The organism is Mycobacterium sp. NS-7484, from assembly GCF_001953975.1.
Lineage (GTDB): Bacteria > Actinomycetota > Actinomycetes > Mycobacteriales > Mycobacteriaceae > Mycobacterium.
Window position 1 is genome coordinate 17,626 of the sequence record NZ_MBEJ01000069.1, and the last position, 26,995, is coordinate 44,620.

Below are 26,995 nucleotides of genomic sequence, written 5' to 3' on the forward strand. Positions count from 1 at the left end.
CATGACTGCACTTGATGGAAAAGTCGCGTTGGTCACCGGCGCCTCGTCGGGACTGGGCGCGGCGGTCGCCCAGTTGTTCGCCGCCCGTGGCGCCTCGGTGTTCGGTGTCGCCCGCGACGCCGACCGGATGGCAACGGTGTTCGACGACGTGCCGGGCGGCGCCTACGCCTCGGTCGACATCTCGTCGTCCGAGGCGTGCCGGGACGCGGTGGCACAGTGCGTCGAGAAGTTCGGCCGCCTCGACGCACTGATCAACGTGGCGGGTTTTCACCAGATGCGCCACACCGTGTCGATGACCGACGCCGATTGGGATCAGGACCTGGCGGTCAACCTCAACGGCCCGTTCTTCCTGTCCCGCGCCGCCCTGCCCCACCTGCTGGAGACCGGCGGCAACATCGTCAACGTCGCGTCCATCGCAGGCATCGAGGGCGAGGTGTACTCGGCGGGCTATTGCGCGGCCAAGCACGGTCTGGTCGGCCTCACCCGGGCCCTGGCCATCGAGTTCACCTCCGAGCGGCTGCGGGTCAACGCGGTATGTCCGGGTGGCATGATCACCCCGCAGACAACCGAGTTCGCCGCCCCCGAGGACGCCGACTGGAATCTGATCATGCGGATCGCCGCGCCGCGCGGGATGATGGACGTGGCCGATGTCGCCAAGACGATCGCGTTTTTGGCCAGTGACGACGCGGCCGCCGTGCACGGCGCGGTCTACATCGTCGATGCCGGAAAGACCGCCGGATGAGCGCCTTGGCGGTCTGAGGCCCTAACCGCCCGGCACCACGAGCACGGGCCGGTAGGTGCGCTGCAACGTCGCCGCCGCCACGCTGCCCAACAGCACCTTCTTCAGCGCCGATCGCCCGCGCGAGCCCACCACCACCACCGCGGCCCGCTGCTCCTCGGCGGAAGCCACGAGAGCGTCGGCGGTGGCACCGGCACCCGACCCGCGGAAGCGGGGCACCCGACGTGCCCCCTCGACCACGCCGTCCTCGCTACCGTCGTCGACGGCCACCGCGGTCACCTCGCGGTCGGCGAACAGCGCTCGGGCGACCGCCAGCGCGTGATCGGAACCGGCGGAGCCGTCGACGCCGACCACAACGGGACCGTGGGCCACTGCCTCATACTCCGCGGTGACCATCGTCTGCGACACCACGAGCACCGGTCGAGATGAGTGGTGTACCACCAGATCTGACACACTGCCCAGCTTCGAATCAGCCGCGCCGATACCCCGGGCACCGACGATCAGGACATCGGGTTCGATCTGCTCGGCCACCTGCGCCAGTCCCAAACCCTCCCCGGCCCAGGTGCGTTTGACCAGTGCCTCGCCCTGCCAGCCGGCAGCGCGGGCGAGGGTGACGCCGGTGTCGACCAATCGGGCGGCCTCGTAATCACTTTCGCTGTCGACGAGATCGATCAGCTCGTCGACGTTGCGGGCCGAGTGGCGCAACCGGGCACGCAACCCCTTGCTGCCGAACGGTGGCGTGCACAGATAGACGAGGACCGCCTCGGCCGCCGGGAACAGCGCGGCCCCATTGCTGATCGCCGCGTTGGCCGCGAGCGACCCGTCATAGCCGAGCACTACCTTCATCTGCGTCCCCTGTCCCGTTGCGTTCGGTTCCAGACTAAAGGGATCTGTAACCAGCGCGATTTTCGAACTCAGACAATGTCAGCGTTCGCCGTACTCCAGCGGCGGCTCCGACGAATCGACATGCCCATAGCTACTGATGGTGAGCCCGTCGGGGCTCACCTCGTAGCGCGCACCGTCAGCCGGGTTGACGGCCACGAAGCCGTTGCCCGAGCGCTGGGCGGTCGGAATCTGCAGGTTCGCACCGTCGCTGAGCCGCTCCCCACGGTAGGAGAAATCGTCCGGACCGTTCTGACAGATCACCGCCAGTGAGGATTCGGTACGGATCACCGCGGCCGGGGTGCTGCCTTCGGGGCAGCGTGCGGTGTGCCCGACGAAACCCTGCTCGTCGGTACCGCTGACGCCGGCCGTCGCCGACCCGCTCGACGTCGTCGTGGTCGGCGTCTGCGACGTCGCGCTCGGTGGGCTCGGCGGGGTGAGCGTCTCCCGCGTCGAGCCGCCGTCGCCTCCGCTGGCCAGGACGGCCGCCAGTATCGCGGCGAGGCCGAACAGCACCAGCGACACCAGGATCAAGGTGAGCTGGGCACGGCTGAACCGGGGTTTGCCCGTCGGCCTTCGCACCGGCGCCGGCGCCTGCGGCGGCGGCGGTGGCGGTGGCGGTGGATACGGGGTGAAACCGGTGTGGTCGGGGTTGGGGTAGATCGACGAGAACTCGCGGGTGCCCGGTGGCGGTGTCGGTGCCGGTGTCGCTGCTGGCGACGGGGGCGACGGGGGCGGCGTCGGAACAGGCGGGGCAGGCGCGGCTGAAGCCGACCCGACGGCCTCCCGCGCGGCCCGAGCCAGCTCACCGGCGCTGGTGTACCGGTACCCGGCATCTTTGGCCATGCCCTTGGCCACCACGTCGTCGAACGCCCGCGGGATGCCGCGACGCATGATGCTCGGCCGCGGCGGCGGGGAAAACATGTGCGCGCTCATCAGTTGACGCAGGTCGCCGGTCTCGAACGGGGGCCGGCCGACCAGCATCTCGTACAGCAGGCAGGTCAGGGCGTAGACGTCGGCGGCCGGGCCGACCGTCCCCCCGGAGAACCGTTCGGGCGCCATGTACGCACTCGAGCCGATCAGCACGCCCGTCATCGTCACGCTGGCTTCACCACCGACGTGGGCGATGCCGAAATCGACCAGATAGGCGAAGTCGTCGGCGGTGAGCAGCACGTTCTCCGGCTTGATGTCGCGGTGCACCAGGCCGTCGGCATGCGCGGCGTCCAATGCCGCGGCCACCTGACCGACGATCGAGGTGGCGCGCGCCGGATCCAGCGGGCCGTTGGTCCGCAACAGCTCCTTGACACTGGCCCCCTCGACCAGTCGCATGTCGATGAACAGCACTCCGTCGATCTCGCCGAAATCGTGCACCGGGATCACGTGCGGTTCCTGCAACCGGGCCGCCACCCGGGACTCGCGTCGGAACCGTTCCTGGAAGCTCGGGTCGGCGGCGATCTCGGTGCGCAGCAGTTTGACCGCCACCATGCGTTCCTTGACCGTGTCGTAGGCCCGGAAGACCTCGCCCATTCCCCCGACACCGATCAGCGTCTTCAGTTCATACGGTCCGAACCGGGTGCCGAGGCGCGAGGCACCGGGAGGCGGGGTCATTTCACGATCCTTTCCGGTTGCACCAAGCCCCCGACTAGGCGCGCACATCTGGAGTCTGACTGATCTCGGTGACGAGGATAGTTCGACTCCGGCCCGGCCCGCCCGAGGTGACGTCCGGCGGTGTCAGTCGAATGACGAGTGCGGTGCCCCCATCCCCGGGTCGATCTTCACCGGTCCGGACGCCGACGGCGCGACCGGAAAATCGAAGATGGCGGTCGGGATGTATACCGTCGCACAGGCATTCGGGATGTCGACCACTCCGGACAACCTGCCTTCGATCGGCGCGGCGCCCAGCAGCAGATACGCCTGCTCAGGGCTGTAGCCGAATTTGGTGAGGTAGTCGATCGCGTGCAGGCAAGCCCGCTGGTAGGACAGGTGCGAGTCGAGGTAACGCTGCTCACCGTCGAGGGTTACCGAGGTGCCGGAGAAGGCCAGCCATTCCGAGTACTGCGGATCGGTGTTGCCGGGCATGAATATGGCGTTCTCGCTCACCCCGTAGGTCTCCATGCCGCCGGGGATGACGTCGACACGCAGGTCGATGAACCCACCCATCTCGATGGCTCCGCAGAACGTGATCTCGCCGTCCCCCTGGGAGAAGTGCAGGTCGCCAACTGACAGGTTGGCCCCGTCGACGTACACCGGATAGAAGACCCGACTGCCCTTGGTGAGGTTCTTGATGTCCTGGTTGCCGCCGTTCTCGCGTGGCGGCGCGGTGCGGGCGGCCTCGGAAGCCGCCTTGGTGAAGGCGTCACCGGTCAGCCCGCCGAGGATCGCGTCGCGCGGCTCCGGCGGCAGTGCCAGCGGTGGCACCCGGTCCGGGTCGGTGGCGATCAGCGCGGCCTCACGCGTGTTCCACTTGGCCAGCAGCCCGGTCGAGGGCGCGGTCCCCATCAGACCGGGGTGCACGATGCCGGTGAACTCCACGTGCGGCACATGGCGCGAGGTGGCCTTTTGTCCGGAGAAGTCCCAGATCGCCTTGTAGGCGTCGGGAAACTGATCGGTGAGGAATCCGCCACCGTTGAGCTTCGGGAAGATGCCGGTGTAGCCCCAGCCCTGGCCGGCCAACGGACCGGAATCCTCCTGCGGGATCGGGCCGACGTCGAGGATGTCGACGATCAGCAGATCGCCCGGCTTGGCGCCCTCGACGGCGATCGGACCGGACAGCACGTGCACCGTCGTCAACGGCGCGTTGAGGATGTCGTCGGCGGAGTCGTCGTTGACGATGGCCCCGTCGAACCACTCGCGACAGTGCACGCGGAACGAGTCGCCCTGTTTGACCGTCACCGCGGCCGGGATGTCAGGGTGCCACCGGTTGTGGCCGAGCTTCTCCTGATCGGTGAACTTCTTGGTCGAGTCGAGCGGGAAGACAACCTCGGGCACAGATCCTCCTTCAGGGACGGGGCAACTTGTGATGAAGCGGATTGGTGGTGACCTTCTGGCGCCGGCCGCCCGGTGGTGGTCCGGCCACCACCGCGGGACGGTCGGCCGTCGCGCGCGTCGCATCCTGAAGCGCCATGGCGGTCGAGCCGCCACGGCCCAGGTTCGGCGAGGAGATCAATCGGCGGGCGGGCGCACCACAGTCCGGGCAGTCGATCGCGTCGGGACGAGCGTTCATCGGATACAGCTTTTTCGTCACGCCGCAACTCGAATCACAACGAAATTCGTAGAGAACCAACGGGTTTCCTTGCCGATTTAGTACGGATACGACGCATGCGACGTTACCTATACATGGCGCTTTTGGCGCGCCGATTGGCCGACAAGCCGCCCTCGGCCGTCCGCGAGATTGCTCTGAGGGACAAATCCGGAGTGGATTCTGTCCCTGGCTTCAATCTCGGCGCTCGCCGCGCGTCCGGCCGGGAGGCCACGTCCTGCGGTAGCTTCACGCAGACGCATCGGCAGATCGGGAGGCCCAGGTGAACGACCTCAAACCGTTCTCACCCTCGATCGACTGGAGCGTCGAACTGTTGCACTCGTTGTGGTGGCTGGCGCAAGCCTGGACCATCACGGCGATCTGCACCCTGGCCGTGCTCATCCTGTTGGCCCGATACACCACCTGGGGCCGGCAGTTCTGGGCGGTCACCGGCGCCTATTTCACCGGGCGCCACAGTGTGAAGCCATGGCTGACCCTGGCCGCGATGCTGATGTCGGTGATTCTCGGCGTGCGTTTGTCGGTGTTGTTCAGCTATCAGGGCAACGACTTGTTCACGTCCGCCCAGGTAGCCGTGGAGGGCTTGGCCACCGGCAACGACGAGGTGAGAAGCTCAGGGATACGCGGCTTTTGGTTTGCGTTGTTCACCTTCATGGTGCTGGCCGCGATCCTGGTCGCCCGGGTGCTGATCGATTTGTTCATGACCCAGCGATTCATGCTGGCCTGGCGCGCCTGGCTGACCGACCGGCTCACCGGCGACTGGCTCGACGGCCGCGCCTACTACCGCTCGCGGTTCATCGACCAGACCATCGACAACCCCGATCAACGCATCCAGTCCGACATCGACGTGTTCACCGCACTGTCGGGCCCGCAGCCCAACACCCCGCATCAGACCAGCAACGGGACCCTGCCGTTCGGCGCCATCTCGTCGATCGTCTCGGTCGTGTCGTTCACCTCGATCCTGTGGAACCTCTCGGGTGATCTCGATCTGTTCGGAGTGCAGATCCCGCGGGCGATGTTCTGGTCGGTGTTCGTCTACGTCGCGTTCGCCACGGTGATCGCGTTCGCGCTCGGGCGCCCGCTGATCCGGCTGTCGTTCAACAACGAGAAGTTCAACGCCGCCTTCCGGTATGCCCTGGTGCGGCTACGCGATGCCGCCGAGTCCGTCGCGCTGTACCGCGGCGAGAAGGTCGAGCGCTCACACCTGCGGGACCGATTCGCCGCCGTGGTGACCAACTACAAGCACTTCATCAACCGGACCATGGCCTTCACCGGCTGGAACCTGTCGATGAACCACATCATCATCCCGTTGCCGTGGATCCTGCAGGCACCGCGCTTGTTCGCCGGTCAGATCCAGCTCGGTGCGGTCAATCAGTCGGTGGCCGCCTTCGGCGCGATCCAGGATGCGCTGTCGTTCTTCCGCAATTCCTATGACACGTTCGCCGGTTACCGGGCCTCGATCATCCGCCTGCACGGTCTGGTGGCCGCCGATGAGCAGAGCCGGCAACTGCCCAAGGTGGATGTCACCGATCTCGATGCGGACACCGGGAGCTTGATCGAACTCGGCGATGTCGAGGTCCGCAACCCGGCGGGCGAGCAGTTGATCGACGATCTGAGCCTGCAGCTGGCCGCGGGTGAGGCAATGATCGTCACCGGGAAATCGGGCGCGGGAAAGACGACGTTGCTGCGCAGCATCGCCCAGTTGTGGCCGTATGCGTCAGGCACGGTGCGGTGTCCGCAGGGCGCCAACGAGACGTTGTATCTGTCCCAGGTTCCCTACGTGCCGTTGGGGGATCTACGCACCGTGGTGTCCTATCCACACGAGCCCGGAGAGCTCTCCGACCAGGCCCTGAAAGATGCGCTGCTGGCGGTGGCGCTTCCGCGCTATGTCGATCGGCTCGACGAGGACGGCGACTGGGCCAAGGTGCTGTCCCCCGGCGAGCAGCAACGCGTGGGGTTCGCCCGGGTGCTGTTGACCAAACCGAAGGTGGTGTTCCTCGACGAGGCCACCTCGGCGCTCGACGAGCCGCTGGAGTTCATGATCTACAGCCTGGTGCGTCGCGAGCTTCCCGAGACGGTGTTGGTCAGTGTCACCCACCGCACCACGGTCCATCGTCACCACACCATCCACCTCGAGCTGCTGGGCGAGGGGCGCTGGCGGCTGGGCCGGGTCACCGACACCGAGTCCGTCGGCGTGTGACCTGCCGTACGAAAGGGCCTGCTGGAGCGGGCTGGCGGTCCGTTGCCCCGGTTCATCTGGTAAGACGGGGGACGACACGACGTAGTAAGGGAAGGCTGCGCACACTGCCCGACGGCTACGTCGCGCTCTCCCGTCCGACCACCAAGGGTTCCTGATGGCCGATTCCAGAGCCCCCCACACGGGGGTTGCTCGATGGATCCGTCGATTCGCCATTCCGGTGATTGTCGGCTGGATCGCCCTTCTCGCGTTCATGAGCGCGACCGTGCCCTCCCTCGAGGTCGTCGGCCAGATGCGCTCGGTGTCGATGAGCCCCGAAGAGGCACCGTCGGTCATCGCGATGAAGCGCGTCGGCCAGGTGTTCGACGAATTCCACTCGGACAGTTCGGCGATGATCGTGCTGGAGGCCCAGGGGGACGGAAACAAGCTCGGCGACGACGCCCACCGGTTCTACAACGACATGGTGGACCGGCTCGAAGCAGACAAGAAGCATGTCGAGCACGTCCAGGATTTCTGGGGCGACCCACTGACCGAGGCCGGCGCGCAGAGTAACGACGGAAAGGCCGCCTACGTCCAGGTCTATCTGGCCGGCAACATGGGTGAGTCGCTGGCCAACGAGTCAGTGGAGGCGGTGCAGGACCTGATCGCGGGCCTGTCCCCGCCGCCGGGGCTCAAGGTGTATGTCACCGGGCCCACCGCACTGGCCGCCGATCAGCAGATCTCCGGTGACCGCAGCGTCAAGATCATCGAGGCCGTCACCTTCCTCGTCATCATCACCATGCTGCTGCTGGTCTACCGGTCGGTCGTCACGGTGATCCTGGTGCTTCTGATGGTGGTCATCGAGCTCTCGGCGGCGCGTGGGGTGGTGGCGTTCCTGGGCTACCACGAACTGATCGGTCTCTCCACGTTCGCGACACAGCTCCTGGTCACGCTGGCCATCGCCGCGTCCACCGATTACGCGATCTTCTTGATCGGGCGATATCAAGAGGCCCGCACCGTCGGTGAGGACCGAGAACAGGCGTACTACACGATGTTTCACGGCACCGCGCACGTGGTGCTCGGCTCCGGTATGACGATCGCCGGCGCCACCCTGTGCCTGCACTTCACCCGGCTGCCTTATTTCCAGACCCTGGGCATCCCGATGGCCGTGGGCATGACGGTCACGGTTCTGGCCGCGTTGACCCTGGGCCCTGCGGTCATCACCGTGGCCAGCCGGTTCGGGAAAGTGCTCGAACCCAAGCGCGCCATGCGCATTCGGGGCTGGCGACGGCTCGGCGCCTTCGTGGTGCGCTGGCCGGGACCGGTGCTGCTGGGCACCATCCTGCTGTCGCTGGTCGGCCTGCTGACCCTGCCGGGTTACCGCACCAACTACAACGACCGCAATTACCTGCCCCAGGATCTGCCGGCGCAGGAGGGTTACGCCGCCGCGGACCGCCATTTCTCGGCGGCGAAGATGAACCCCGAGTTGCTGCTCATCGAAACCGACCACGACGTGCGCAACTCGGCGGACTTCCTGATCATCGACCGGATCGCCAAACGCATCTTCGAGGTGTCCGGCGTCGGCAGCGTGCAGGCCATCACCCGCCCGCAGGGCGAGCCGCTGGAGTTCAGCACGATCCCCGCACAGATGAGCATGGGCGGGGTCATGCAGACCATGAACCGCAAGTACCTCAGCGACCGCGTCGACGACATGCTGCTGCAGGCCGACGAGATGCAGACGACCATCGACACGATGGATCGGATGATCGAGCTGATGGACGAGATGACCGCCATCACCCACAACATGGTCGGGAAGATGGACCAGATGGTTGTCGACGTCGCCGAATTACGGGATCACATCTCCGATTTCGACGACTTCCTGCGCCCGCTGCGCAACTACCTGTACTGGGAACCGCACTGTTACAGCATCCCGATGTGCGCCTCGATGCGCTCGGTGTTCGACGGTCTCGACGGTCTCGACACGATGACCGAGAGCATTCAGCAACTGATGCCCGACATGCACAAGCTCGACGCCCTGATGCCGCAGATGGCCGCGATGATGCAACCGCAGATCGAGATCATGCGGAACATGAAGACGATGATGCTGACCATGTACCAGACCCAGAAGGGTCTGCAGGATCAGATGGCCGAGATGCAGGACGGCCAGACCGCGATGGGCACGGCGTTCAACGACTCCAAGAATGACGACAGCTTCTATCTGCCCCCCGAGACCTTCAACAACCCCGACTTCAAGCGCGGCATGAAGAGCTTCATCTCGCCCGACGGAAAAGCGGTGCGCTTCATCATCTCTCACGAGGGTGACCCGCTGACGCCGGAAGGCATCGGTCTCATCGACAACATCAAACTGGCCGCCAAGGAAGCGATGAAGGGCACTCCCTGGCAAGGCTCGAAGATCTACATGGGCGGCACCGCCTCAGCCTTCAAGGACATGCAGGAAGGCAACAACTACGACCTGATCATCGCCGGGATCTCGGCGCTGTGCCTGATCTTCATCATCATGCTGATCATCACCCGCAGCCTGGTGGCCGCCGCGGTGATCGTGGGCACGGTGCTGGTGTCGCTGGGCACGTCGTTCGGGTTGTCGATCCTGGTGTGGCAGCACCTGATCGGCATCGAGCTGCACTTCATGGTGATGGCGATGGCGGTGATCGTGCTGCTGGCGGTCGGTGCCGATTACAACCTGCTGCTCGTCGCGCGGCTCAAGGAGGAGCTGCCCGCCGGGATCAACACCGGCATCATCCGGGCCATGGGCGGCAGCGGGTCGGTGGTGACCGCGGCCGGGTTGGTGTTCGCCTTCACGATGATGTCGATGGTGGTCAGTGAGATGACCGTGGTAGCCCAGGTGGGTTCGACGATCGGGCTCGGCCTGCTGTTCGACACCCTGGTCATCCGCTCGTTCATGACACCGTCGATCGCGGCGCTGATGGGCCGCTGGTTCTGGTGGCCACAGCTGGTGCGCCAGCGCCCGGCACGCGGTGTGGTGGCCCAGGCGCTGGCGCGGTCCAACGCCTGACGGGTCAGTTCTTCTCGAGCCCCAACGCCCGGGCCATGGTGAAGAACAGATCGGTCTGATCGGAGAGGCCCACGACGTTGGCCGCGCCCGGGCCGTAGGCGGCGATGCGCAGCTGGGATCCGGTGTGACCCTGGTCCATCGCGTCGAGGTTGTCCGAGGTGCCGTAGGAGACGGTCAGATCCTGCCCGTCCTTGCTGCGCAGCACCCGGGTCAGGCCCGGGTAGATGGCGTCGCGGACGGTTTCGAACGGCAGCTTCGCCTCGGCCGCGGCAGCGCGGACGTCGTCGACGCTCATGGTCTCCACGATCTGACTGCTGTGGGCGTGGTCGGCCGTGACGATGACCAAGGTGTCCTTGTTCTCCTTGGCGAAGTCGAGCGCCACCTTGGCGGCCTCGTCGAGGTCGACGGTCTCGCCGATCTGGCCGCATGGATTGGCGGCGTGATCCTGCTTGTCGATCGAGGCACCCTCGACCTGGAGGAAGAAGCCATCTTCGTCGCCCTTGAGCAGGTCGATGGACTTCTTGGTCATCGCCGCCAGCGTCGGCACCTCCGCAGTGCGGTCCGGGTTGTCACGGCACTCGACGGCCGGCTCCAGGTATCCGCCCTTGCCGGCGACGGGCCCGTTCCACCGGGTCGGCATGTTGCCGTCGGCGAACAACCCCAGCAGTGGGGCGTCCTGGTCGGCCGTGCCGGCCCGGTCGAGCTCGTCGGCATTGCGCACGATGGTGAAACCACGTTCCTTGGCCTGCACCTCCAGTGTCTTGCCCTGGTAGTCGCCGGCTTTGGCGACTTGTTGGAAGGTTTCGGCGCCGCCGCCCATCACGAGGTCTGCCCGCGTGGTGAGCAGCTGCTCGGTGATCGAACCGTGGCCACCGTTCTCCAGGGCATTGGTCGGGCAGGTCTGGCTGGTCTCGTCGGGCCCGTAGCACTTCCGGGCCGTGACGTGCGCGAACTGCACCGCGGGTGTGGCGTCCTGGATTTCTGCGGTGCTGATGTCACCGGTCGCCTTGCCGGCCTCCTTGGCGATCTGCAGCAGCGTCTTCTGGTCCTTGCCGCCGATGTCCACCGAGATCGCGCCGTTGTAGGTCTTGGTACCGGTGGCCCACGCCGATCCGCTGGCCGCCGAGTCGGTGACGTATGTCGGCTTGCCGTCCTTGTCCAACGAGTAGTGGGTGTACTGGCCGGTCAGCGGAAAAGCGTCCAGACCCGGGAACGCGCCGGCGGCACCATGCGCATAATTGCGGGCCACGGTGATCTCCGAATCCCCATGCCGTCACCGATCAACAGGATGACGTTGCGGGCGCCGGTGTTCTCGATCGAATCGGCAATCAGTGCGCTGCGGTCGTCGCCGGCCCGGGTCGCACCTCCGTGCTCGGACAGCGTGCCGGTGGCAGCCGGGTCGAGCAACGGCAGCGACGCCTCGCCCTTGCTGCCACCACACGCCGCGGCCAGCGCCGCCGTACACACCAGCGCTGCCGTCACCACGTACCGCCTGCGAGTCATCCCGGTCTCCCTGTCGTCGTCTCCATACAGCCCACACATGGTTGAAGTCGCATATGAACCGATGCTTGCCCGACAGCAACGCCCGGATGACCGGGGGACATCGAACTCCTTGCCTTCGGAATGACGTCGGGTTCTGACACGTCGATAACGATCACTGCACTTTGGCGGCGTTGGTACCGTGCGCCCAGAAAGAACGGGGCCGCCGATGACGAACCACACCACAGCCTGTCTCATGGCGACGCTGGCGATCGGCTTGACCGCCTCGGCCTGCGGCTCGGTGAGCGAGAAGGCCGAAGCCACCACGACGGCCCCGCCGGCCACCTCCGCGTCCCTGACCTCGTTGTTGCCGACGCCGGCCGACGTGCAGCAGACCCGCGGGCCCGATGACGTCGCCGACGGCGGCATCCACCTGCACTACCAGGTCAACAAGGCGCCGACCGAAGCGATGGCCGCATACAAGACGGCCCTGCAGGACAAGGGCTGGACGGTCACCACGATCGTCAGCTCGGGCGGCAACGGGGGTGGCGGGGCCACCTACACCGGCACGCACGGTGACGCCTACGGCGTGTTCGACGGCGGCGGATATGCCAACACCACCTACATCGACGTCTGCACCTGGCCGACCAAACCGGCAGACCCCAGCTGCAGCCGCGGGGAACGTTAGCCCCACCCCTTCCGGACCGTTGCCCGGGCGAACGCGAATCATGTTGCCGCGTCGATGATTCGGTCCGGCCGGGCGCGCTCGCACCCGCGCCGAGATGCCCACCCGGACAACGAGTTGCGTGCGATTTGCACACCACGACCCGCTGCCGGTCCTACGCTTGAGTACATGTCCGGCCCGCCCCCGAGGTCGAGGTCTACAGTTGCCAAGCTGGCAATGCACTGTGTGCTGGCCGGATTGCTCGCGGCCACACTGATGTTCCCGATCGTCGGCGGGATCGGGGTCATGTCGGCGCGGCTGTCCGACACGGTGGCACAGGATTCGGCAGAGGTGCTCAAGGGCGATGCGCCGATCGTCACGACCATGGTCGACGCCTCGGGCGCCCCGATCGCCTGGCTCTACGAACAGCGACGATGGGTGGTACCCAGCGATCGGATCGCCGACACCATGAAACTGGCGATCGTCTCGGTCGAGGACAAACGTTTCGCCGAGCACAACGGTGTGGACGTGCAGGGGACCCTCAACGGGCTCATCGGCTATCTGCGCGGCATCGATCAGGTTCGCGGTGGGTCGACCATCGAGCAGCAGTACGTCAAGAACTACAACCTGTTGGTGAAGGCGAAGTCTGATGCCGAGCGCCGGGCCGCGGTGGAAGTCAGCCCCGCACGCAAACTGCGTGAGATCCGGATTGCGCTGGCGATGGACAAAACGCTGCCCAAGAGCGAGATCCTGGCCCGGTACCTGAATCTGGTGTCGTTCGGCAACGGCGCATTCGGCGTTCAGGACGCGGCGCGCACCTACTTCGGCGTCGACGCCGCAGATCTCACCTGGCCGCAGGCGGCCCTGCTCGCCGGCGTCGTGCGGTCCACCACCACACTGAACCCCTACACGAACCCCGACGGCGCCCTGGCGCGACGAAACGTGGTGCTCGACACCTTGATCGACTATCTGCCCGACCGCGCCGAGGAGCTGCGCGCCGCCAAGGCTGCACCATTGGGCGTTCTCCCCCAAGCCGATCCGCTGCCCCAAGGGTGCATCGCCGCGGGTGATCGCGCGTTCTTCTGCGAATACGTGCTGCAGTACCTGGCGCGGGCCGGCCTCACCATGGAGGACGTCGCCCGCAACGGCTATCTCATCCGCACCACACTGGATCCCACGGTGCAGGACAGTGTCAAGACGGCGATCGAGAAGTATGCCGACCCCGACAGCGACGGTGTGGCAAGCGTGATGAGCGTGATCACCCCGGGCAAGGACACGCATCACGTGGTCGCGATGGCCGACAGCCGGCGGTACGGGCTCAACCTCGACAACAACGAGACGGTGCAGCCACAACCGTTCTCGCTGGCCGGTGACGGCGCCGGTTCCATCTTCAAGATCTTCACCACGGCCGCCGCCCTCGACATGGGGATGGGGATCAACACCCAACTCACCGTCCCTGGCATGTTCATCGGCAAAGGGTTGGGCAGCAGCGATACGCCGGGCTGCCCGAAGGAGACCTGGTGTGTGCGCAACGCGCACGGCTTCCCCGGTTCGTTGAATGTCACCGACGCCTTGGCTCAATCACCCAATACCGCGTTCGCCAAACTGATCTCGCAGATCGGTGTGCCACGGGCGGTGGACATGGCGGTCCGGTTGGGGTTGAGGTCCTACGCCGAGCCGGGCAGCGCTCGTGCCTACCACCCCGATTCCGACGAGAGCATCGCGGATTACGTCAAGCGCCAGAACATCGGATCGTTCACGCTCGGCCCGCTCGAGCTCAATGCTCTCGAACTCGCCAACGTGGGGGCGACGCTCGCATCGGGTGGCACATGGTGCCCACCAAGCCCGATCGACAAGATCTTCGACCGCAACGGCCGCGAAGTGAGCGTGGAAACGCTGCCTTGCGACCAGGCCGTGCCCGAGGGGCTGGCCAACACGTTGGCCAACGCGCTGGGCAAGGACCATTCGAACGGAACCGCTGCCGGGGCAGCCAGTTCCGTCGGCTGGTCACTGCCGATGTCGGGCAAGACCGGTACCACCGAAGCCCACCGATCGTCGGCGTTCCTCGGCTTCACCAACCGGTACGCCGCCGCGAACTACATCTTCGACGATTCCTCGTCACCGTCCGGACTGTGCTCATACCCGTTACGCACATGCGGCGAGGGCGACCTATACGGCGGGACGGAGCCGGCGCTGACGTGGTACGCGGCAATGAGTCCCATCGCAGAGCACTTCGGCCCCGTCGCCATGCCGCCCACCGACCCGCGTTACGTCGAGGGCGGTCCAGGAAGCCACGTACCCAGTGTCACCGGCCTGAAGTTCGACGAGGCACGTAAACGCGTGCAGGACGCCGGTTTCCAGGTGGCCGACAAACCCACGCCGGTCAACAACTCGGCGTCGAAAGGGACGGTGGTCGGAACCACCCCGAGCGGCAAGACGATTCCCGGATCGATCGTCACGATCAACACCAGTACCGGGTATGTGCCTCCGCCGGTCTACATTCCGCCTCCGGCGGCTCCCCCGCCCCCACCTGGCGCACCACCACCGCCGGCCGAAAACGTCATCCTGATCCCGGGACTGCCGCCGATCACGCTGCCCGCCCCGGCACCCCCACCTCTACCGGCACCGCCGCCTCCACCTCCGCCCGGCGCACCTGCCTTCTGAAGATCGTGGTTTGAGTATCGACGGATGTGGCAATTACTGGTGGCGACAAACCCATACTGTTCCTACGTCGATCGGAATGACAATGATCGTGCTCGGCATCATCCTTCTGTTGATCGGCTATTTCGCCGGTATCTCGATCCTTTATACGATCGGCGGAATACTCGTGGTGATCGGCATCATCCTGTGGATTCTCGGAGCCGTCGGTCGTCCCGTGGGCGGGCGAAAAGTTTGGTTCTGACCACGGCGGAAGGTGTATAGCGCCTTACACTTTCCGCCTACGGCCGTTGCGGTGGAGCGTCAACCCGTGCGGAAATCTGTTGAGCAATCTTGACAGCAGAGTCCGCGGGGTTGGCGCTACACGTATTGACGTCGACCACCACATTGTTGTTCGCGGTCAACGCGCGGCCACATGCCCAGCCACCTTCCTTCGCGTTTGACTGCGTGGCGACCGTGCTCAGCACACCGTTCTCGTCGGTGATGGGATCGGCATCCCACAGCGAGCCGGTTTGCGTGTGGGTGTAGTGCTTACACGCCGGCCACTGCTTGGCCGAGGAGTCATAGAACGCCTTGGCTTGGTCGGCGTTGGCGAACAACACCACCGCCTGGTGGGCGTAATGCGCCGAGGTTTCGGGGTCCCGCAGCGTCACCTCCCGCATGTCGGTGAACCCGCTGTCGGCGTAGGTCAGCGCCTGCGCCGCACCGTCAACGGCGAGGCACTCGCGCGGCTCCATCGTCGAACTGTCATCCGACATTTCGGAACCGGTGGACGCCACCGTCATTCCATGTGCCGCCATCGCCGCGTCGATCTGTTCGGGTGACAGCAACAACCGGGGCAATATTTTCTGGGTGAGCGGTACCGGCGCAAACGATGTGATCATCGGTTTGTTGTTGGTCGTCGTCTCGGCCGTTTGTTCTTCGGTTTTCCCGCCGCAGCCCGCGGCCAGGACGCAAGTGGCGGCAACGGCGATCGTGGTTGTCACAAAGCGCATTCGAAACTCCCCCTTGGACGCATGGTGGCCAATTCCAGGGAAACAACGAAGTCACATTCGGCGCAGAACATCTGTGGTACTGGGTGAAGTATTTTCGCAAACGTTACCGAAACACCATCAGCCAGGACAGGGCTGTGCGCCCTGAGCGCTCCACGACGGGTTTGCCTCCGCCCTTTCCGCAGCGCCCTGCCGGATCGAGCGTCCTAGGAGTACGTGATCCGGCGACGGCGATTGCGGAAGCTCGCAACTACGCATTTCGTAGGTTATTAGCCTATGATATGCATACTCAAGGAGGGGCTATGGCGCAAAAGCACACTACGGCGGTCCCTCCGAGCTTGGCCGCATATCCTCTCAGCACCTTCCGCACGGCGCAGGCGAAACAGGCGTACGCCCATCCCGCTGCTGAAGTGGCGCGCCTCCACGAACGCGGCCTGTTGCACCGATTAACCCACGGGTACTACGTCGTGGTACCGCGGGACATGGTGGGGCGCAACTGGATGCCAGGACTGGAAACCGCGGCGGCAGGCATCGCTTCCGCGATCTACGGGCCGGAGGACATCGTCGTCATGGGGGTCAGCGCCGCCCGGCTGCACGGAGCCATTCCGCGCACACTGGCCACCGCGACCGTCGCCGTTCCTGAGCAGCACCGCCGCATCGAATTATCTGACCGCCCTGCGGTCGTCCGGTTCGTCAAACGCAACACAAGAGGATTGGACGCCGAACGTCTCGACACTGAGCTCGGCCCGACGCTGGTGACCACGCCCGAACAGACAACTCTAGATTTGGCCCATCGACCGTCCCTGGGGGACAACGAAACCGACGTGCTGGCCGCCATCGCTGCCCTCCACGCGCACAGCGACAGGCGCCGCCTCGGGCGGCTCGCAGTCGAACAACGTCGAGTAGCTTCCCTACGCCGCGCGGAGGATTGGGCTGAAACTCATGACCGGGCCTGATGAACTCAACTCCGTGGCAACTCGATTCGGTGTCGCCATGATCTCATTGCCGAGGCCCTTTAGGTCCGTGGATGGTGATACAAAACGTCTACAGATAGCATTATCTATATACGTTCCGTATCATCGGTTGGGCAGAAGAGGAGATATCAATGGATGCCCTGACGCCGAGCACGGCCGATCGGGCCGGCCTATCACGCGTCGGGCTCTACCGCGCAGCCCGCGCCGGTCAGTTCGACCGCATCGCCCGCGGCATCTACCTGCCCACCGAAGCGTCGGCGGCCGATTGGGATCAGCTCGAAGCCGCCATCAAGCGACCCGATGCCACCATCTGCCTTATCTCAGCACTTGCCCACCATGACCTCACCGACACGATCCCCGCTGCGCTGGACATTGCGATTCCCCGAGGATCACGGACACCGGCCAGCACCGGCGCTATCGCGTGGCATCACTTCGACCAAGCCACCTTCCAAGTCGGACGCGAGCAGACCACGATCCCGGGTTCAGCCCAGACAATCGGGATCTACTCCCCCGAACGGTCGATTGCCGACGCGTTTCGGCTACGCGGCGATGTCGGCTACGAACTGGCCCGTGACGCACTGCGGGAGTGGCTCCGTCGCGGCGGCAAACCGGCTCGGTTGATCGACATCGCCTGCCGGCTCCCCCGGGCGAAATCCCCAGTCATGCAAGCGTTGGACATCCTGGGATGAGTTCCGGCGACGAAGTATTCCGCCGCATCCAGTCCGCGGCCCGGTCCGCAGCGACGAAGAACGGAACCGCCGCGCCGACACAGGAGTACCTAGTACGGCACACGCTTGAATCGTTCCTCGACCGACTCACCCTCACTTCCCACGCCGGCGAATTTGTACTCAAGGGCGGAATCCTGCTAGCCGCCTACGGGGTAAGACGCCCGACGAAAGACACCGACTCCAACGCCATCAGCACCGACGTCACTCCCGAACATCTCGACCGAGTGGTCCGTGACATTGCCGCGATCGAGGTCGCCGATGGCGTGATGTTCGACGTGGACACGATCACCGTGCAGGAGATCCGGAAGCAGGCCGACTACCCAGCCCTGCGCATGCGAGTCGCGGTGTCGATCGGACCATGGAAGGGCAACGCAGCCTGGGATGTATCCACCGGAGACCCCATCGTTCCGCCGCCCCGACAGGTAACCATCGACCGAATCCTTGGCGAGCCGATCACGCTGCTCGGCTACGCGCCCGAAACGACCATCGCCGAAAAGGGCGTCACCATACTCGAACGCGGCATCACCAGCACCCGCTGGCGCGACTACGTTGACATCGTTGCGCTCGCCCGAGCCGGAATCAACCCCGCCGAGCTCCTCCGGGCAGCCCGGGCCGTCGCCAGACACCGCGGCGTCAATCTCGAAGCCGTCGGACCACACCTCGCGGGCTACGGCGCAGTAGCACAAGCGAAATGGGCCGCATGGCGACGCAAGGAACATCTCGAAACCGCCTGCGAAGAGATCCTCGACAACCAGCTCGCCTTGGTTGCAGCATGCCTCGACGCCGTCTTCGTTCTCGGCCCTGACTAGCCAGAGGCTTGCGATCGATGAGAAAGAACCGACTCATGATCAGTCAGCCTGAAGTGGGGCGGCGGGGCTCGAACCCGCGACAACCCGACCAATGGAATATAAGTCCCCACGGTCAGCCTTTCTCGACAGCCGCGCTACCCGCGAGGGATACCTTCGGCGATCGACCTGATCGAGGCACGCGCGAAGTCAACGCGGTTGTTAGGTGACGTGTCTTCCTTGTTGACCTGCGAAAGCCAGGGAGCGTCGGGAAAACTTGCCGCAAGGCGAATGGTTGCTTCGTTACTGAATAATTGGAAAAGCGTATCGCCGTTAAAGGCAAGTTCTGGCGAGACGCCATCTTTGCCTTGCCACTTGTTCACAGTCACCATCGCCGGTACGACGCGGCTCAAGAGCGAAGCGGAATCTGCATTTAATAGCTTCTCGCCGATGCTATAAAGATTCGCTTTATCGTTAAGAAATGCCACGACAGAAACAACTGTATTTAGATCTAATCCAGAATCAAGTAGGCCGACCAGATCGGTCGTTAGTCGACGGTAGTAGTAGCTGCCCAACTCCTGAAGCGCAACGCCGCTTTGGTATTCCGTATGGCGTCGATCGCGCAATATCCGGACTACGAGGTGAAGAACATCTTTCGGTTCGAGGCTCCCTAGCACATCTGAGGCTCCGAGAACCCCGACGGAAAGGGCATTGAACACTTCCGCTTCAAGCCAGCGCCAAAGCACCCGCTGCGCCGAATCGAACGCCGGCTCATCCTCGCTAGACTTACGTTTTCGCTCAAACAAAAAAAGAGCCAGGTTCTTACTCGGCTCCACAAGGTGTCCAGATCTATAGGTCAGGCTCTTTTCGTACGCCAGCGCGGCTCGCTGATTATTCGAACCGTCAACAATATCGAGGTATCTCTTGACATTATCGACCGCTTCAGAGCCTTTTATTATAGAGTCAACCGCCGCTTCAATAAGCTGATCCTCGACGTCATCTTCCGCTATACCAAAAACGAAATATCGCTGAAAGTACGCGTCATCGGACAGAGCTTTTTTATGCTCCTTAAAGTACATTTTGTTTGATTTGATTCCCGAAAAGAGCCCACTTAACACTTGCTGTACGAGCGCCGCATCCTCATCGGTATCAACCGAAGATCGAATACGACTGAACCATTCCCTCTGGTCAATTTCAGCCTCTTCTAGTAGACCCACCCGCTCTTTACCGGTTTGAAGGGAAGTCTTCCACGAAGGAATCCTGTCATAAATGCTATGGAAAAAGACCCGTAAGAAACTAAGAGCTATGAAGTCGACGATATCTACCTCTTGAAGAGGGAACATCGCTGCATATGCTGACAATTGCTCCCGAAATCGTGCATGCGCCCTTGGCGTTACCAGCGCGTGGCCGAGTATCTCAGTGTACTCAGACAGGCGATCGGAGTGCGTCGGATTGAGGCGCACTCTGTGGGCCTCAATCAGTTCGATAATCGTTTGCGTCAAGAGTCTTCGTTGGATTACCCCGGCAATTGGTGGTACCTCAAACGGATATTGGACTATCTTCTCCATAAATTCCGTTGATCGAGACGCCAAATTTTTGCCTCTCAACAGGCTGACAACCGTGGCTTGATCGTACGCAATTAGATAATGCACATTCGGGAATCGGCCAAGTAGTCGCACCACCTTGAGTAGGGACAGGAGTTCGTCTGCATCAAGCCGATCAACATCATCCGCAATCAACAACACTCTTGACCCAAGAGACGCCAGCACTTTGGAAACATCCTCAAACTGTCTGTGCCACGGGGGATTAGAAAGCTCCAACGCCTTCTCAGCAGCTCCTCCGAGGCCCGCACCCGCATATGGAATCGCCTTCAACAGCGGAGCGCACACAGTCGCGTACTTCCTGAGGCTTTCCCTGGCCTTTCGCGATTTCTCGTCTTCCCCGTCGAGCAGAGATGCGACGGCAGCAAGGAATTCGAACTGTATCCCAGCAGCCGTGTCCGACGCCCACGGTGAAAATACTGCAATTTTCCAGTCATCGCCCAAGCGCTTCCGAACCATATTTATGAGTGACGTCTTCCCGCTCCCCCAAGGACCCACAAGGCCAAACACAGTGCTCTTCTGACCAGGCACGCAAGCCTCCATACGGGCAGCGACCATATCCGCGAATCGTTTCCGGTCGAGGACGTCTCCATCATCGGAGTCGAGTGCGTCATCGGTCCAAAGGGCGTCGACTAGCGGATCGGAACGCTCAACTTCGCCGGCAAGTGTTTCAGTGTTTTGCGAGCGCCGAGACTTCATCCCAAACATTCGATAGCCTTCCCAGATCAATTGAAGGCTGAAGTTACCCCAAGCGTTTCGCGCCTGGCGCATGGGTGCCGCAATCGCTGTGGCAACGGGTCCGAGGAAAGACGGCGCTGCTGTGTCGCGTCCTCCCTAATGAAGTCGCTGCTTTCGCGAAGTCTGATGACGGACCGCTGAAATTGGACGTTACTTCCAAAAATTCTCGGTGGGGCGGGCGGGGCTCGAACCCGCGACCAATGGATTATGAGTCCACGGCTCTAACCGACTGAGCTACCGCCCCCGGGCGCGTCTGCGCGGCAATATGGTCCCACACGCACGCCGCGCACCTGCCAATGAGGGGTTGTGGACCCGCCGCCCGCGGTTACGCTCACCGCATGGTCCGCTTTCTGCTGCGTATCGCGATCTTCCTGGGCTCATCGGCTGTCGGCCTGCTGGTCGCGGCGTGGCTGGTCCCCGGTGTCTCGGTGTCGGCGTGGGGGTTCATCACCGCGGTGGTGATCTTCTCCGTGGCCCAGGCGGTCCTGTCCCCGTTCTTTCTCAAGATGGCCACCCGCTACGCGTCAGCGTTCCTCGGTGGCATCGGGCTGGTCTCCACCATGGTTGCGCTGATCCTGGCCTCGGTGTTCACCCACGGGCTCAGCATCCGCGGCCTCGGCTCGTGGATCGCGGCGACGGTGGTGGTGTGGCTGGTGACGGCGGTGGCCACGGTGGTATTGCCGGCGCTGCTGCTCAAGAAGAAGGTCGCCTCGACGTAACGCTCGCCGGTGGGATCATGGCGGACGTGCACTCTCACGCGTTCGCCTCCGACAACGCCGCCCCCGCACATCCGAAGATGATCGACGCGATCGCCGCGGCCAACGCCGGCGCCGTCGCCTCCTACGGCAATGATCCCGCCACCCGACGCGCCGTCGACGCCATCAAGGCCGCCTTCGACTGCCCCGACGCCGAGGTGCTGTTCGCGCTCACCGGCACCGCGGCCAACGTCATCGCGCTGGCCGCAGCGGTGCGGCCGTGGCAGGAGATCCTGTGCAGCGACGTCGCACATTCGCTCGTGGACGAGGCCGGCGGCCCGGTTCGGCTCTCCGGCGCCCCGCTGACCAAGCTGCCCAGCGACAACGGTCTGATCGACCCGGCCGTGCTCGACACCGCGGTCACTCGGCGCGGGCCGGTGCACCACTCCCAGCCGCGCATCGTCACCATCACCCAGTCCACCGAGAACGGGCGGGTCTGGACTCCGCAGGCGATCAAAGACTTCGTCGACCACGCGCATGACCTCGATCTGCTTGTCCACGTCGACGGCTCCCGCCTCGCCAACGCCATTGCCGCACTGCAGATCTCACCACCGGAGGCGATCGCCGATGCCGACATCGTCACCATCGGCGGCACCAAGAACGGCATGCTGATGGGTGATGCGATCCTGGTGCGCCGCCCCGAGCTGTTCGAGGGAATCCGCTTCGTGCACAAGCAGATCGGTCATCTGGCCAGCAAGCAGCGGTTTGTGGCGGCCCAGTTCGAGGCGATGTTGGACGACGGATTGTGGCTGCAGACCGCTGCCCACGCCAACCGGATGGCCGCTCGGCTCAGTGTGGGCCTGGAAGCCCTGGAGCTAAAGCTGGCCTGCCCCACCGAGGCCGACGAGGTGTTCGTCGACCTCGACCCGGTGGCCTACGCCGCGGTGTCGGCGCACTATGCCGTGCACCGGCCCGACCCGCAGCGGCCCACGGTGCGGTTCGTGTGCTCGTGGGCGACCACCGAGTCCGAGGTCGACGATGCGCTGAGACTTTTGACGTCGGTTTCCACGACTGGGTCGTAGATCGGCCGCGCGCGCCGCCCTGACGTGGAAAACGGCGAAACCGTACAAGCGTCAGCTGTAGACCGGCTGCCCGTCGGCGCCCAACCGGTACTGTTCGGTGCCCTCGTCGACATGGGCCTCGTCGACACCGAGTGCGACAGCCACTTTGTTGCAGGCGTTGCGCATGACGTCAAGGGTCAACTCAACGGCCTCTTCCTGCGAAAAGTGTTGCCGTAGTTCAGTACCGGGCACCTGGGCTGGAGTCCAGATCAGCGCGTCGACGTAGCGCAGGGCCGCCTTGTGCCGCTCCGACAGATTCGATTGCTCAAAGTGGTCGATGCTGTCGTAGTCCGACTCGGTGGCGCCGGCCTCCAATGCGGCGACCTCCCGCAACGATTTGCACAGCCGGCAATTGTGTTGGCGAGCCCCGCGCAGCCGCACGATCTCGGAGGTCACCGGGTCAAGCGCACGCATCCGGCCCACCGCGGGCACAAATGAGTCCAGCACGTAGTCGGGCGGGTTGGTGTCGTGGTCCCACGCCACGGGGCCGGTGGGCCAGTCCACCCCCAACGCCGCCAATCCGGCACGCACCCGCGGCACGAAATCGGCGATGTAGATGAGCGTCGACACCGTGAAGACGTCGGCGCCGAGCAGATCCGAGAACGCGGCCCGCTGCGCGGCGTTGATGGCGCTGACGTCGATGCTGAATTGCTCGGCGAACTCGGTCACCATCGGGTCGACGGCTCCGCCCCCGGTCTCGGCCGGTAGCGGCGGCAACCCCAGCGTCGAGGCACACACTTCCCGCACCGCGGCGTTGATATCGGCCAACCGTGGTGGCGATACCGCGACCAGGTGCATCAATTCCCTGAGCAGATCGGCAGACACACCGGCAGTATCCAACACCACCGGCGCCGATGGGCAGGTTTATCGGCCCGCAGCGTTTCGCCGGCGTCGACGTTCCCACGGCCACGTCATCAGCGCCCACACCCCCGCCACCAAAGTGCTGGCCACCAGGACATAGACCGGCCATGGCCCCATCAGGTCGAGCAACGAGGCGGTGGCGGGTTTGGCATTGAGGAATCCGTAGTTTGTGCCCGCAACACCGTTGAACGTCATGGTGACCGCCGCCCATATCGCGGTCACCAGCACCACAAGCCGGTAACTGCGCCAGGTGGGCCGCATCCCGCGGCCCCAGGTGAGATAGATCGCCGCCCAGACCACGAGCAGGTGGATCGACCAGAACGCCAGGTATTCGTAGTGCGGGAAATCGGGGCTCTTCAGTACCGGTGAGATCAGCGCCTGCGTGCTCAACACCAGGCCCCAGTAATAGGTGAGCACGAAAGCCCATTGCCGTTGCGACCACAGCGCATACGCGCCGGCGACGGTCGCCAGATCGGTCAATCGCAGCGGTACCGACCGCTCGATCGACGGCGGGGTGAGGGTGTACACCAACATCGCGAGGTAGATCGCGGCCGTCAGCCCGCCGAGAATACGGCCCAACACTCGCGATTGGTGCTCGGTCTGGCGGCGCCCCACCCAGACCAACAGCACCGCACCGACGACAAACACGGCGATCGCGGCCCAGTGCGACGGGCCGTACACCGTGAATTGCCGGTGAATCACCGTCTACCTCATTGTGCTTGGCTCACCGAGGACATGTGGAAATCCGGGATCCGCAACGTCGGCATCGATGCGCGGGTGGCCCAGTCGCCCCACTCCCGCGGCAGCGTGATCTCGCTGACGCCGGCCTCGGTGGCCCGCCGCAAAAGATCCAGCGGGCTCTCGTTGAACCGGAAGTTGTTCACCGCAGCGCTCACCTCACCGTCCTCGATCAGGTACACCCCGTCCCGGGTGAGCCCGGTCAACAGCAGCACAGTCGGGTCGACCTCGCGGATGTACCACAGCGTGGTCAGCAACAGCCCCCGCTCGGTGCCGGCAATCATGTCGGCCAGTTCAGTTGTGCCACCGGTCATCAGCAGATTGTCGGCGGGCACGGCGACCGGCGCGCCGTATTCGGCGGCCACGGCCCGCGGATAGGCCAAGGCGTTGACCGTCCCGTCTCGGATCCAGTCCACCCGGTCGATGTCCATACCGTTGTCGAAGATCGACACCCGCTCCGAGGAACTGGGGACGGCGATAAACGGCTGGCAGGCCAGCGCATCGGCGAACGGGTCGGAGTACAACGTCAGCCCCAGATCGGTGAGCTTCTCCCCCACCCGGGTTCCGCCGGGCGCCGACAGTGCGGTGCGTCCTTCCTGGGCTCCGCGGCCGTCCATGGTCCAGGCCAGGTAGATCATCATGTCGGCCACCGTCGAGGGCGGCATCAGCGTCTCATAGCGGCCGGCGGGCAGCTCGACGCTCCGCTGCGCCCACCCCAACCTCAGCGACAACTCCTCGAGCAATGAATCGACCTGCACCCCAACGAAATCCGGGGTGCTCACCCCGGCCCAGGCGCTGGCACCGTTGCGCTTGGCATTGATCTCCACCGACCCGGTGGGCTGGGTGTAGCGCCGGCGGAGACCCGACGAGGTGGCCACGAACGTGGTCTCCATGATGTGGCGGGCGTATCCGTAGAGCTGGTCAGAGCCGGCGAAACCCTTGGCCAGGTCGTCGGCGATACCGGTGAACACCCGTGCCCCGGTATCGGCCACGGGGGCATCCCAGTCGGCGGGAACACCGGTGCCCGGCAGCGGTGGTGCGGCGTCGCGCGCTTCCGGTGAGGCGGCGGCGGCGCGCTGCGCGGCGGCCACCAGCTCGGGGATCACGGCCGGATCCACCTCGGTCGATCGAACCGACCCGACGTGCGCCTTGTCACCGCGGCGCAGGATCGAGATCACCGTGGTGGTGCGGCTGACCGTCTCACCGTTGGTGGTCATCGAGTTGCCGGCCCACCGCAGTGACGCGTCGGCCCGGTCGGTCACCAGAACCATGGTCTCCAGGCCGGGATCGGCTGCAGCCAAAGCGATCTCGACAACCTGCTGTGCGCCGATCATCGGCCGCCCTCCGCCCGGGTGTTGAGGATGTTGATGCCGCGGAACAACGCGCTCGGGCAACCGTGACTGACCGGCGCCACCTGTCCGGGTTGGGCCTTGCCGCAGTTGAACGCCCCACCGAGGCGCCAGGTGGACGGTCCGCCGACGGCTTCCATCGCGCCCCAGAAGTCGGTGGTGGTGGCCTGGTAGGCCACGTCACGCAGCTGCCCGTCCAGACGCCCGTCGCGGATCCGGTAGAACCGCTGCCCGGTGAACTGGAAGTTGTACCGTTGCATGTCGATCGACCACGACTTGTCACCGACGATGTAGATGCCGTCGCTCACGCGTGAGATCAGGTCCTGCGTGCTGACGTCCTCCGGTCCGGGCTGCAGCGACACATTGGCCATCCGTTGGATCGGAACATGGTGGGGCGAGTCGGCATACGAACAGCCGTTGGAACGGGGCTGCCCGAGCCGGGGCGCGAACACCCGGTCCAGTTGATAGCCGACGAAGACGCCGTCGCGCACCAGGTCCCAACTCTGAGCCCGCACGCCCTCATCGTCGAACCCCACTGTGGCCAAGCCGAATTCCACCGTGCGGTCGGCGGTCACGTTCATCACCGGCGAGCCGTAACGCATGGTGCCGAGCTTGTCCGGGGTGGCAAACGAGGTCCCGGCATAGGCCGCCTCGTACCCGATCGCCCGGTCGTATTCGGTGGCGTGGCCGATCGATTCGTGGATGGTCAGCCACAAATTGGACGGGTCGATCACCACGTCGTAGGCGCCGGCGACCACCGACGGCGCCTTGACCTTCTCGGCCAGCAGCGTTGGCAGCTCGGCCAATTCGGAGGTCCAATCCCACACGTCGTCACCGGCCAGCGCTTCCCAGCCCCGGGCGGTCGGTGGGGCCAGAGTGCGCATCGTCTCGAAGGAGCCGGCAGCGGAGTCGACGGCGACGGCCTCCATCGTCGGCATCACCCGCACCCGCTGCTGGGTGATCGTCGATCCGAAGGTGTCGGCGTAGAACGCCTGTTCCTTGACGGCGTGTAGCCCAGCCGACACATGGTCGATGCCGTCGGCAGCCAGCAGCCGCCCGGAGTACTCGCCGAGCAACGCGATCTTGTCCGAGGTCGGCACCGCGAACGGGTCGGTGCGGTAGTCGGACACCCAGCTCACGTCGGTGTAGACCGGTTCAGCGGCCAGCTCGATGCGTTCGGCGTTCAGGGGCGCCAGGGTGGTGGCCACCTGCACGGCCCGTCGGGCGGTCTGCGCGGCCACGTCGGCGGCCAGTTCGGCGTGCGAGGCGAACCCCCACGCGCCGTCCACGATCACCCGCACCGCCAGGCCGATCTCCCGGTTGAGAACCGAGGTCTCCAACTCGCCGTCGCGCAGCTGGACGATCTCGGTGGTAATGCGGTGAATCCGCAGGTCGGCATAGCTGGCACCAGCGGCGCCGGCCACGGCCAGCGCCGCGTCGGCCAACTCCAACCGGGGCAGCTCCAGGAAATCGGCGTCCACGTGTCGTCGAGCTGTCACGGTTTCCCACAGTAAACGGTGCGCTC

Annotated in this window: 21 protein-coding genes, 1 tRNA gene and 1 pseudogene; 11 read left to right on the top strand and 12 right to left on the bottom strand. The window is 64.7% G+C overall.

Going from position 1 to position 26,995, the window contains the following annotated elements:
- The first annotated feature begins 1 nt into the window (after position 1).
- A complete protein-coding gene (locus A5733_RS12405) occupies positions 2 to 742 on the top strand; it encodes an SDR family NAD(P)-dependent oxidoreductase (RefSeq protein WP_067771219.1) in 741 nt (246 codons plus the stop codon).
- Positions 743 to 763: 21 nt separating this feature from the next.
- Here A5733_RS12405 and A5733_RS12410 read toward each other — a convergent pair whose 3' ends face one another.
- The 4 genes from A5733_RS12410 to A5733_RS12425 all read right to left on the bottom strand — a co-directional run bounded on the left by A5733_RS12410 (position 764) and on the right by A5733_RS12425 (position 4,844).
- Positions 764 to 1,585, bottom strand: coding sequence for a universal stress protein (locus A5733_RS12410; RefSeq protein WP_067771221.1), 822 nt, complete (start codon positions 1,583 to 1,585; stop codon positions 764 to 766).
- A 78-nt stretch (positions 1,586 to 1,663) separates the two neighbouring features.
- Positions 1,664 to 3,229: a serine/threonine-protein kinase gene (locus A5733_RS12415; RefSeq protein ID WP_076240324.1), complete on the bottom strand. Its 1,566-nt coding sequence runs from the start codon at positions 3,227 to 3,229 to the stop codon at positions 1,664 to 1,666.
- Between the two features lie 123 nt (positions 3,230 to 3,352).
- Positions 3,353 to 4,609 carry a formamidase gene (gene fmdA / locus A5733_RS12420; RefSeq protein WP_067771223.1) on the bottom strand — a complete coding sequence of 419 codons (1,257 nt, stop codon included), beginning with the start codon at positions 4,607 to 4,609 and terminating at the stop codon, positions 3,353 to 3,355.
- A 10-nt stretch (positions 4,610 to 4,619) separates the two neighbouring features.
- The gene (locus A5733_RS12425) at positions 4,620 to 4,844 is read right to left on the bottom strand and encodes a zinc ribbon domain-containing protein (RefSeq protein ID WP_369830931.1); all 225 of its coding nucleotides are present in this window, start codon (positions 4,842 to 4,844) and stop codon (positions 4,620 to 4,622) included.
- A 298-nt stretch (positions 4,845 to 5,142) separates the two neighbouring features.
- Between A5733_RS12425 and A5733_RS12430 the strand changes: the two genes are divergently transcribed.
- A complete protein-coding gene (locus A5733_RS12430; RefSeq protein WP_076240326.1) occupies positions 5,143 to 7,077 on the top strand; it encodes an ABC transporter ATP-binding protein/permease in 1,935 nt (644 codons plus the stop codon).
- 154 nt (positions 7,078 to 7,231) lie between these two features.
- Positions 7,232 to 10,087, top strand: coding sequence for an RND family transporter (locus A5733_RS12435; protein WP_076240327.1), 2,856 nt, complete (start codon positions 7,232 to 7,234; stop codon positions 10,085 to 10,087).
- A gap of 4 nt (positions 10,088 to 10,091) precedes the next feature.
- Here the strand turns inward: A5733_RS12435 and phoA are convergent.
- Positions 10,092 to 11,590: pseudogene (gene phoA, locus A5733_RS12440) on the bottom strand (alkaline phosphatase).
- 205 nt (positions 11,591 to 11,795) lie between these two features.
- Here phoA and A5733_RS12445 point away from each other — a divergent pair.
- The 3 genes from A5733_RS12445 (at position 11,796) to A5733_RS27100 (ending at position 15,132) form a co-directional block, all read left to right on the top strand.
- Entirely contained in the window at positions 11,796 to 12,254 is a 459-nt protein-coding gene (locus A5733_RS12445) for a hypothetical protein (protein WP_076240328.1), read from the top strand.
- 165 nt (positions 12,255 to 12,419) lie between these two features.
- A complete protein-coding gene (gene ponA2, locus A5733_RS12450; RefSeq protein ID WP_076240329.1) occupies positions 12,420 to 14,894 on the top strand; it encodes a transglycosylase/D,D-transpeptidase PonA2 in 2,475 nt (824 codons plus the stop codon).
- 76 nt (positions 14,895 to 14,970) lie between these two features.
- Positions 14,971 to 15,132 (top strand): hypothetical protein, encoded by a 162-nt coding sequence (locus tag A5733_RS27100; RefSeq protein WP_198938805.1) that lies wholly within the window; start codon positions 14,971 to 14,973, stop codon positions 15,130 to 15,132.
- Positions 15,133 to 15,169: 37 nt separating this feature from the next.
- Here the strand turns inward: A5733_RS27100 and A5733_RS12455 are convergent, their stop codons facing one another.
- A complete protein-coding gene (locus tag A5733_RS12455) occupies positions 15,170 to 15,883 on the bottom strand; it encodes a sensor domain-containing protein (RefSeq protein ID WP_076240330.1) in 714 nt (237 codons plus the stop codon).
- A 299-nt stretch (positions 15,884 to 16,182) separates the two neighbouring features.
- Between A5733_RS12455 and A5733_RS12460 the strand changes: the two genes are divergently transcribed.
- From A5733_RS12460 to A5733_RS12465, 3 genes are all read left to right on the top strand, one after another.
- Positions 16,183 to 16,836, top strand: coding sequence for a type IV toxin-antitoxin system AbiEi family antitoxin (locus A5733_RS12460; RefSeq protein ID WP_076240331.1), 654 nt, complete (start codon positions 16,183 to 16,185; stop codon positions 16,834 to 16,836).
- 149 nt (positions 16,837 to 16,985) lie between these two features.
- Entirely contained in the window at positions 16,986 to 17,543 is a 558-nt protein-coding gene (locus A5733_RS27910) for a type IV toxin-antitoxin system AbiEi family antitoxin domain-containing protein (RefSeq protein WP_158070608.1), read from the top strand.
- Positions 17,540 to 18,391, top strand: coding sequence for a nucleotidyl transferase AbiEii/AbiGii toxin family protein (locus A5733_RS12465; RefSeq protein ID WP_076240332.1), 852 nt, complete (start codon positions 17,540 to 17,542; stop codon positions 18,389 to 18,391). Before A5733_RS27910 ends, A5733_RS12465 begins: the two co-directional genes overlap by 4 nt.
- 134 nt (positions 18,392 to 18,525) lie before the next feature.
- On the opposite strand, the gene A5733_RS12470 is transcribed toward A5733_RS12465, so the two are convergent.
- Positions 18,526 to 20,739: a P-loop NTPase fold protein gene (locus tag A5733_RS12470; protein WP_083666149.1), complete on the bottom strand. Its 2,214-nt coding sequence runs from the start codon at positions 20,737 to 20,739 to the stop codon at positions 18,526 to 18,528.
- A 137-nt stretch (positions 20,740 to 20,876) separates the two neighbouring features.
- A tRNA-Ile gene (locus A5733_RS12475) sits at positions 20,877 to 20,950 on the bottom strand.
- A gap of 94 nt (positions 20,951 to 21,044) precedes the next feature.
- On the opposite strand from A5733_RS12475, the gene A5733_RS12480 reads away from it, so the two are divergent.
- Both A5733_RS12480 and A5733_RS12485 read left to right on the top strand, forming a co-directional pair.
- The gene (locus tag A5733_RS12480; RefSeq protein WP_067773896.1) at positions 21,045 to 21,425 is read left to right on the top strand and encodes a phage holin family protein; all 381 of its coding nucleotides are present in this window, start codon (positions 21,045 to 21,047) and stop codon (positions 21,423 to 21,425) included.
- A gap of 17 nt (positions 21,426 to 21,442) precedes the next feature.
- Positions 21,443 to 22,483: a low specificity L-threonine aldolase gene (locus tag A5733_RS12485; RefSeq protein WP_142253961.1), complete on the top strand. Its 1,041-nt coding sequence runs from the start codon at positions 21,443 to 21,445 to the stop codon at positions 22,481 to 22,483.
- A gap of 51 nt (positions 22,484 to 22,534) precedes the next feature.
- Here the strand turns inward: A5733_RS12485 and A5733_RS12490 are convergent, their stop codons facing one another.
- The 4 genes from A5733_RS12490 to A5733_RS12505 all read right to left on the bottom strand — a co-directional run bounded on the left by A5733_RS12490 (position 22,535) and on the right by A5733_RS12505 (position 26,969).
- Positions 22,535 to 23,320: a carboxymuconolactone decarboxylase family protein gene (locus tag A5733_RS12490; RefSeq protein WP_076240398.1), complete on the bottom strand. Its 786-nt coding sequence runs from the start codon at positions 23,318 to 23,320 to the stop codon at positions 22,535 to 22,537.
- A gap of 66 nt (positions 23,321 to 23,386) precedes the next feature.
- Positions 23,387 to 24,085 (bottom strand): TIGR02206 family membrane protein, encoded by a 699-nt coding sequence (locus A5733_RS12495; protein ID WP_076240334.1) that lies wholly within the window; start codon positions 24,083 to 24,085, stop codon positions 23,387 to 23,389.
- A gap of 8 nt (positions 24,086 to 24,093) precedes the next feature.
- Positions 24,094 to 25,455, bottom strand: a complete 1,362-nt coding sequence (locus A5733_RS12500; RefSeq protein WP_067773891.1) for a metallopeptidase TldD-related protein — start codon at positions 25,453 to 25,455, stop codon at positions 24,094 to 24,096.
- Positions 25,452 to 26,969 carry a TldD/PmbA family protein gene (locus tag A5733_RS12505; RefSeq protein ID WP_076240335.1) on the bottom strand — a complete coding sequence of 506 codons (1,518 nt, stop codon included), beginning with the start codon at positions 26,967 to 26,969 and terminating at the stop codon, positions 25,452 to 25,454. Before A5733_RS12505 ends, A5733_RS12500 begins: the two co-directional genes overlap by 4 nt.
- Positions 26,970 to 26,995: the final 26 nt, after the last annotated feature.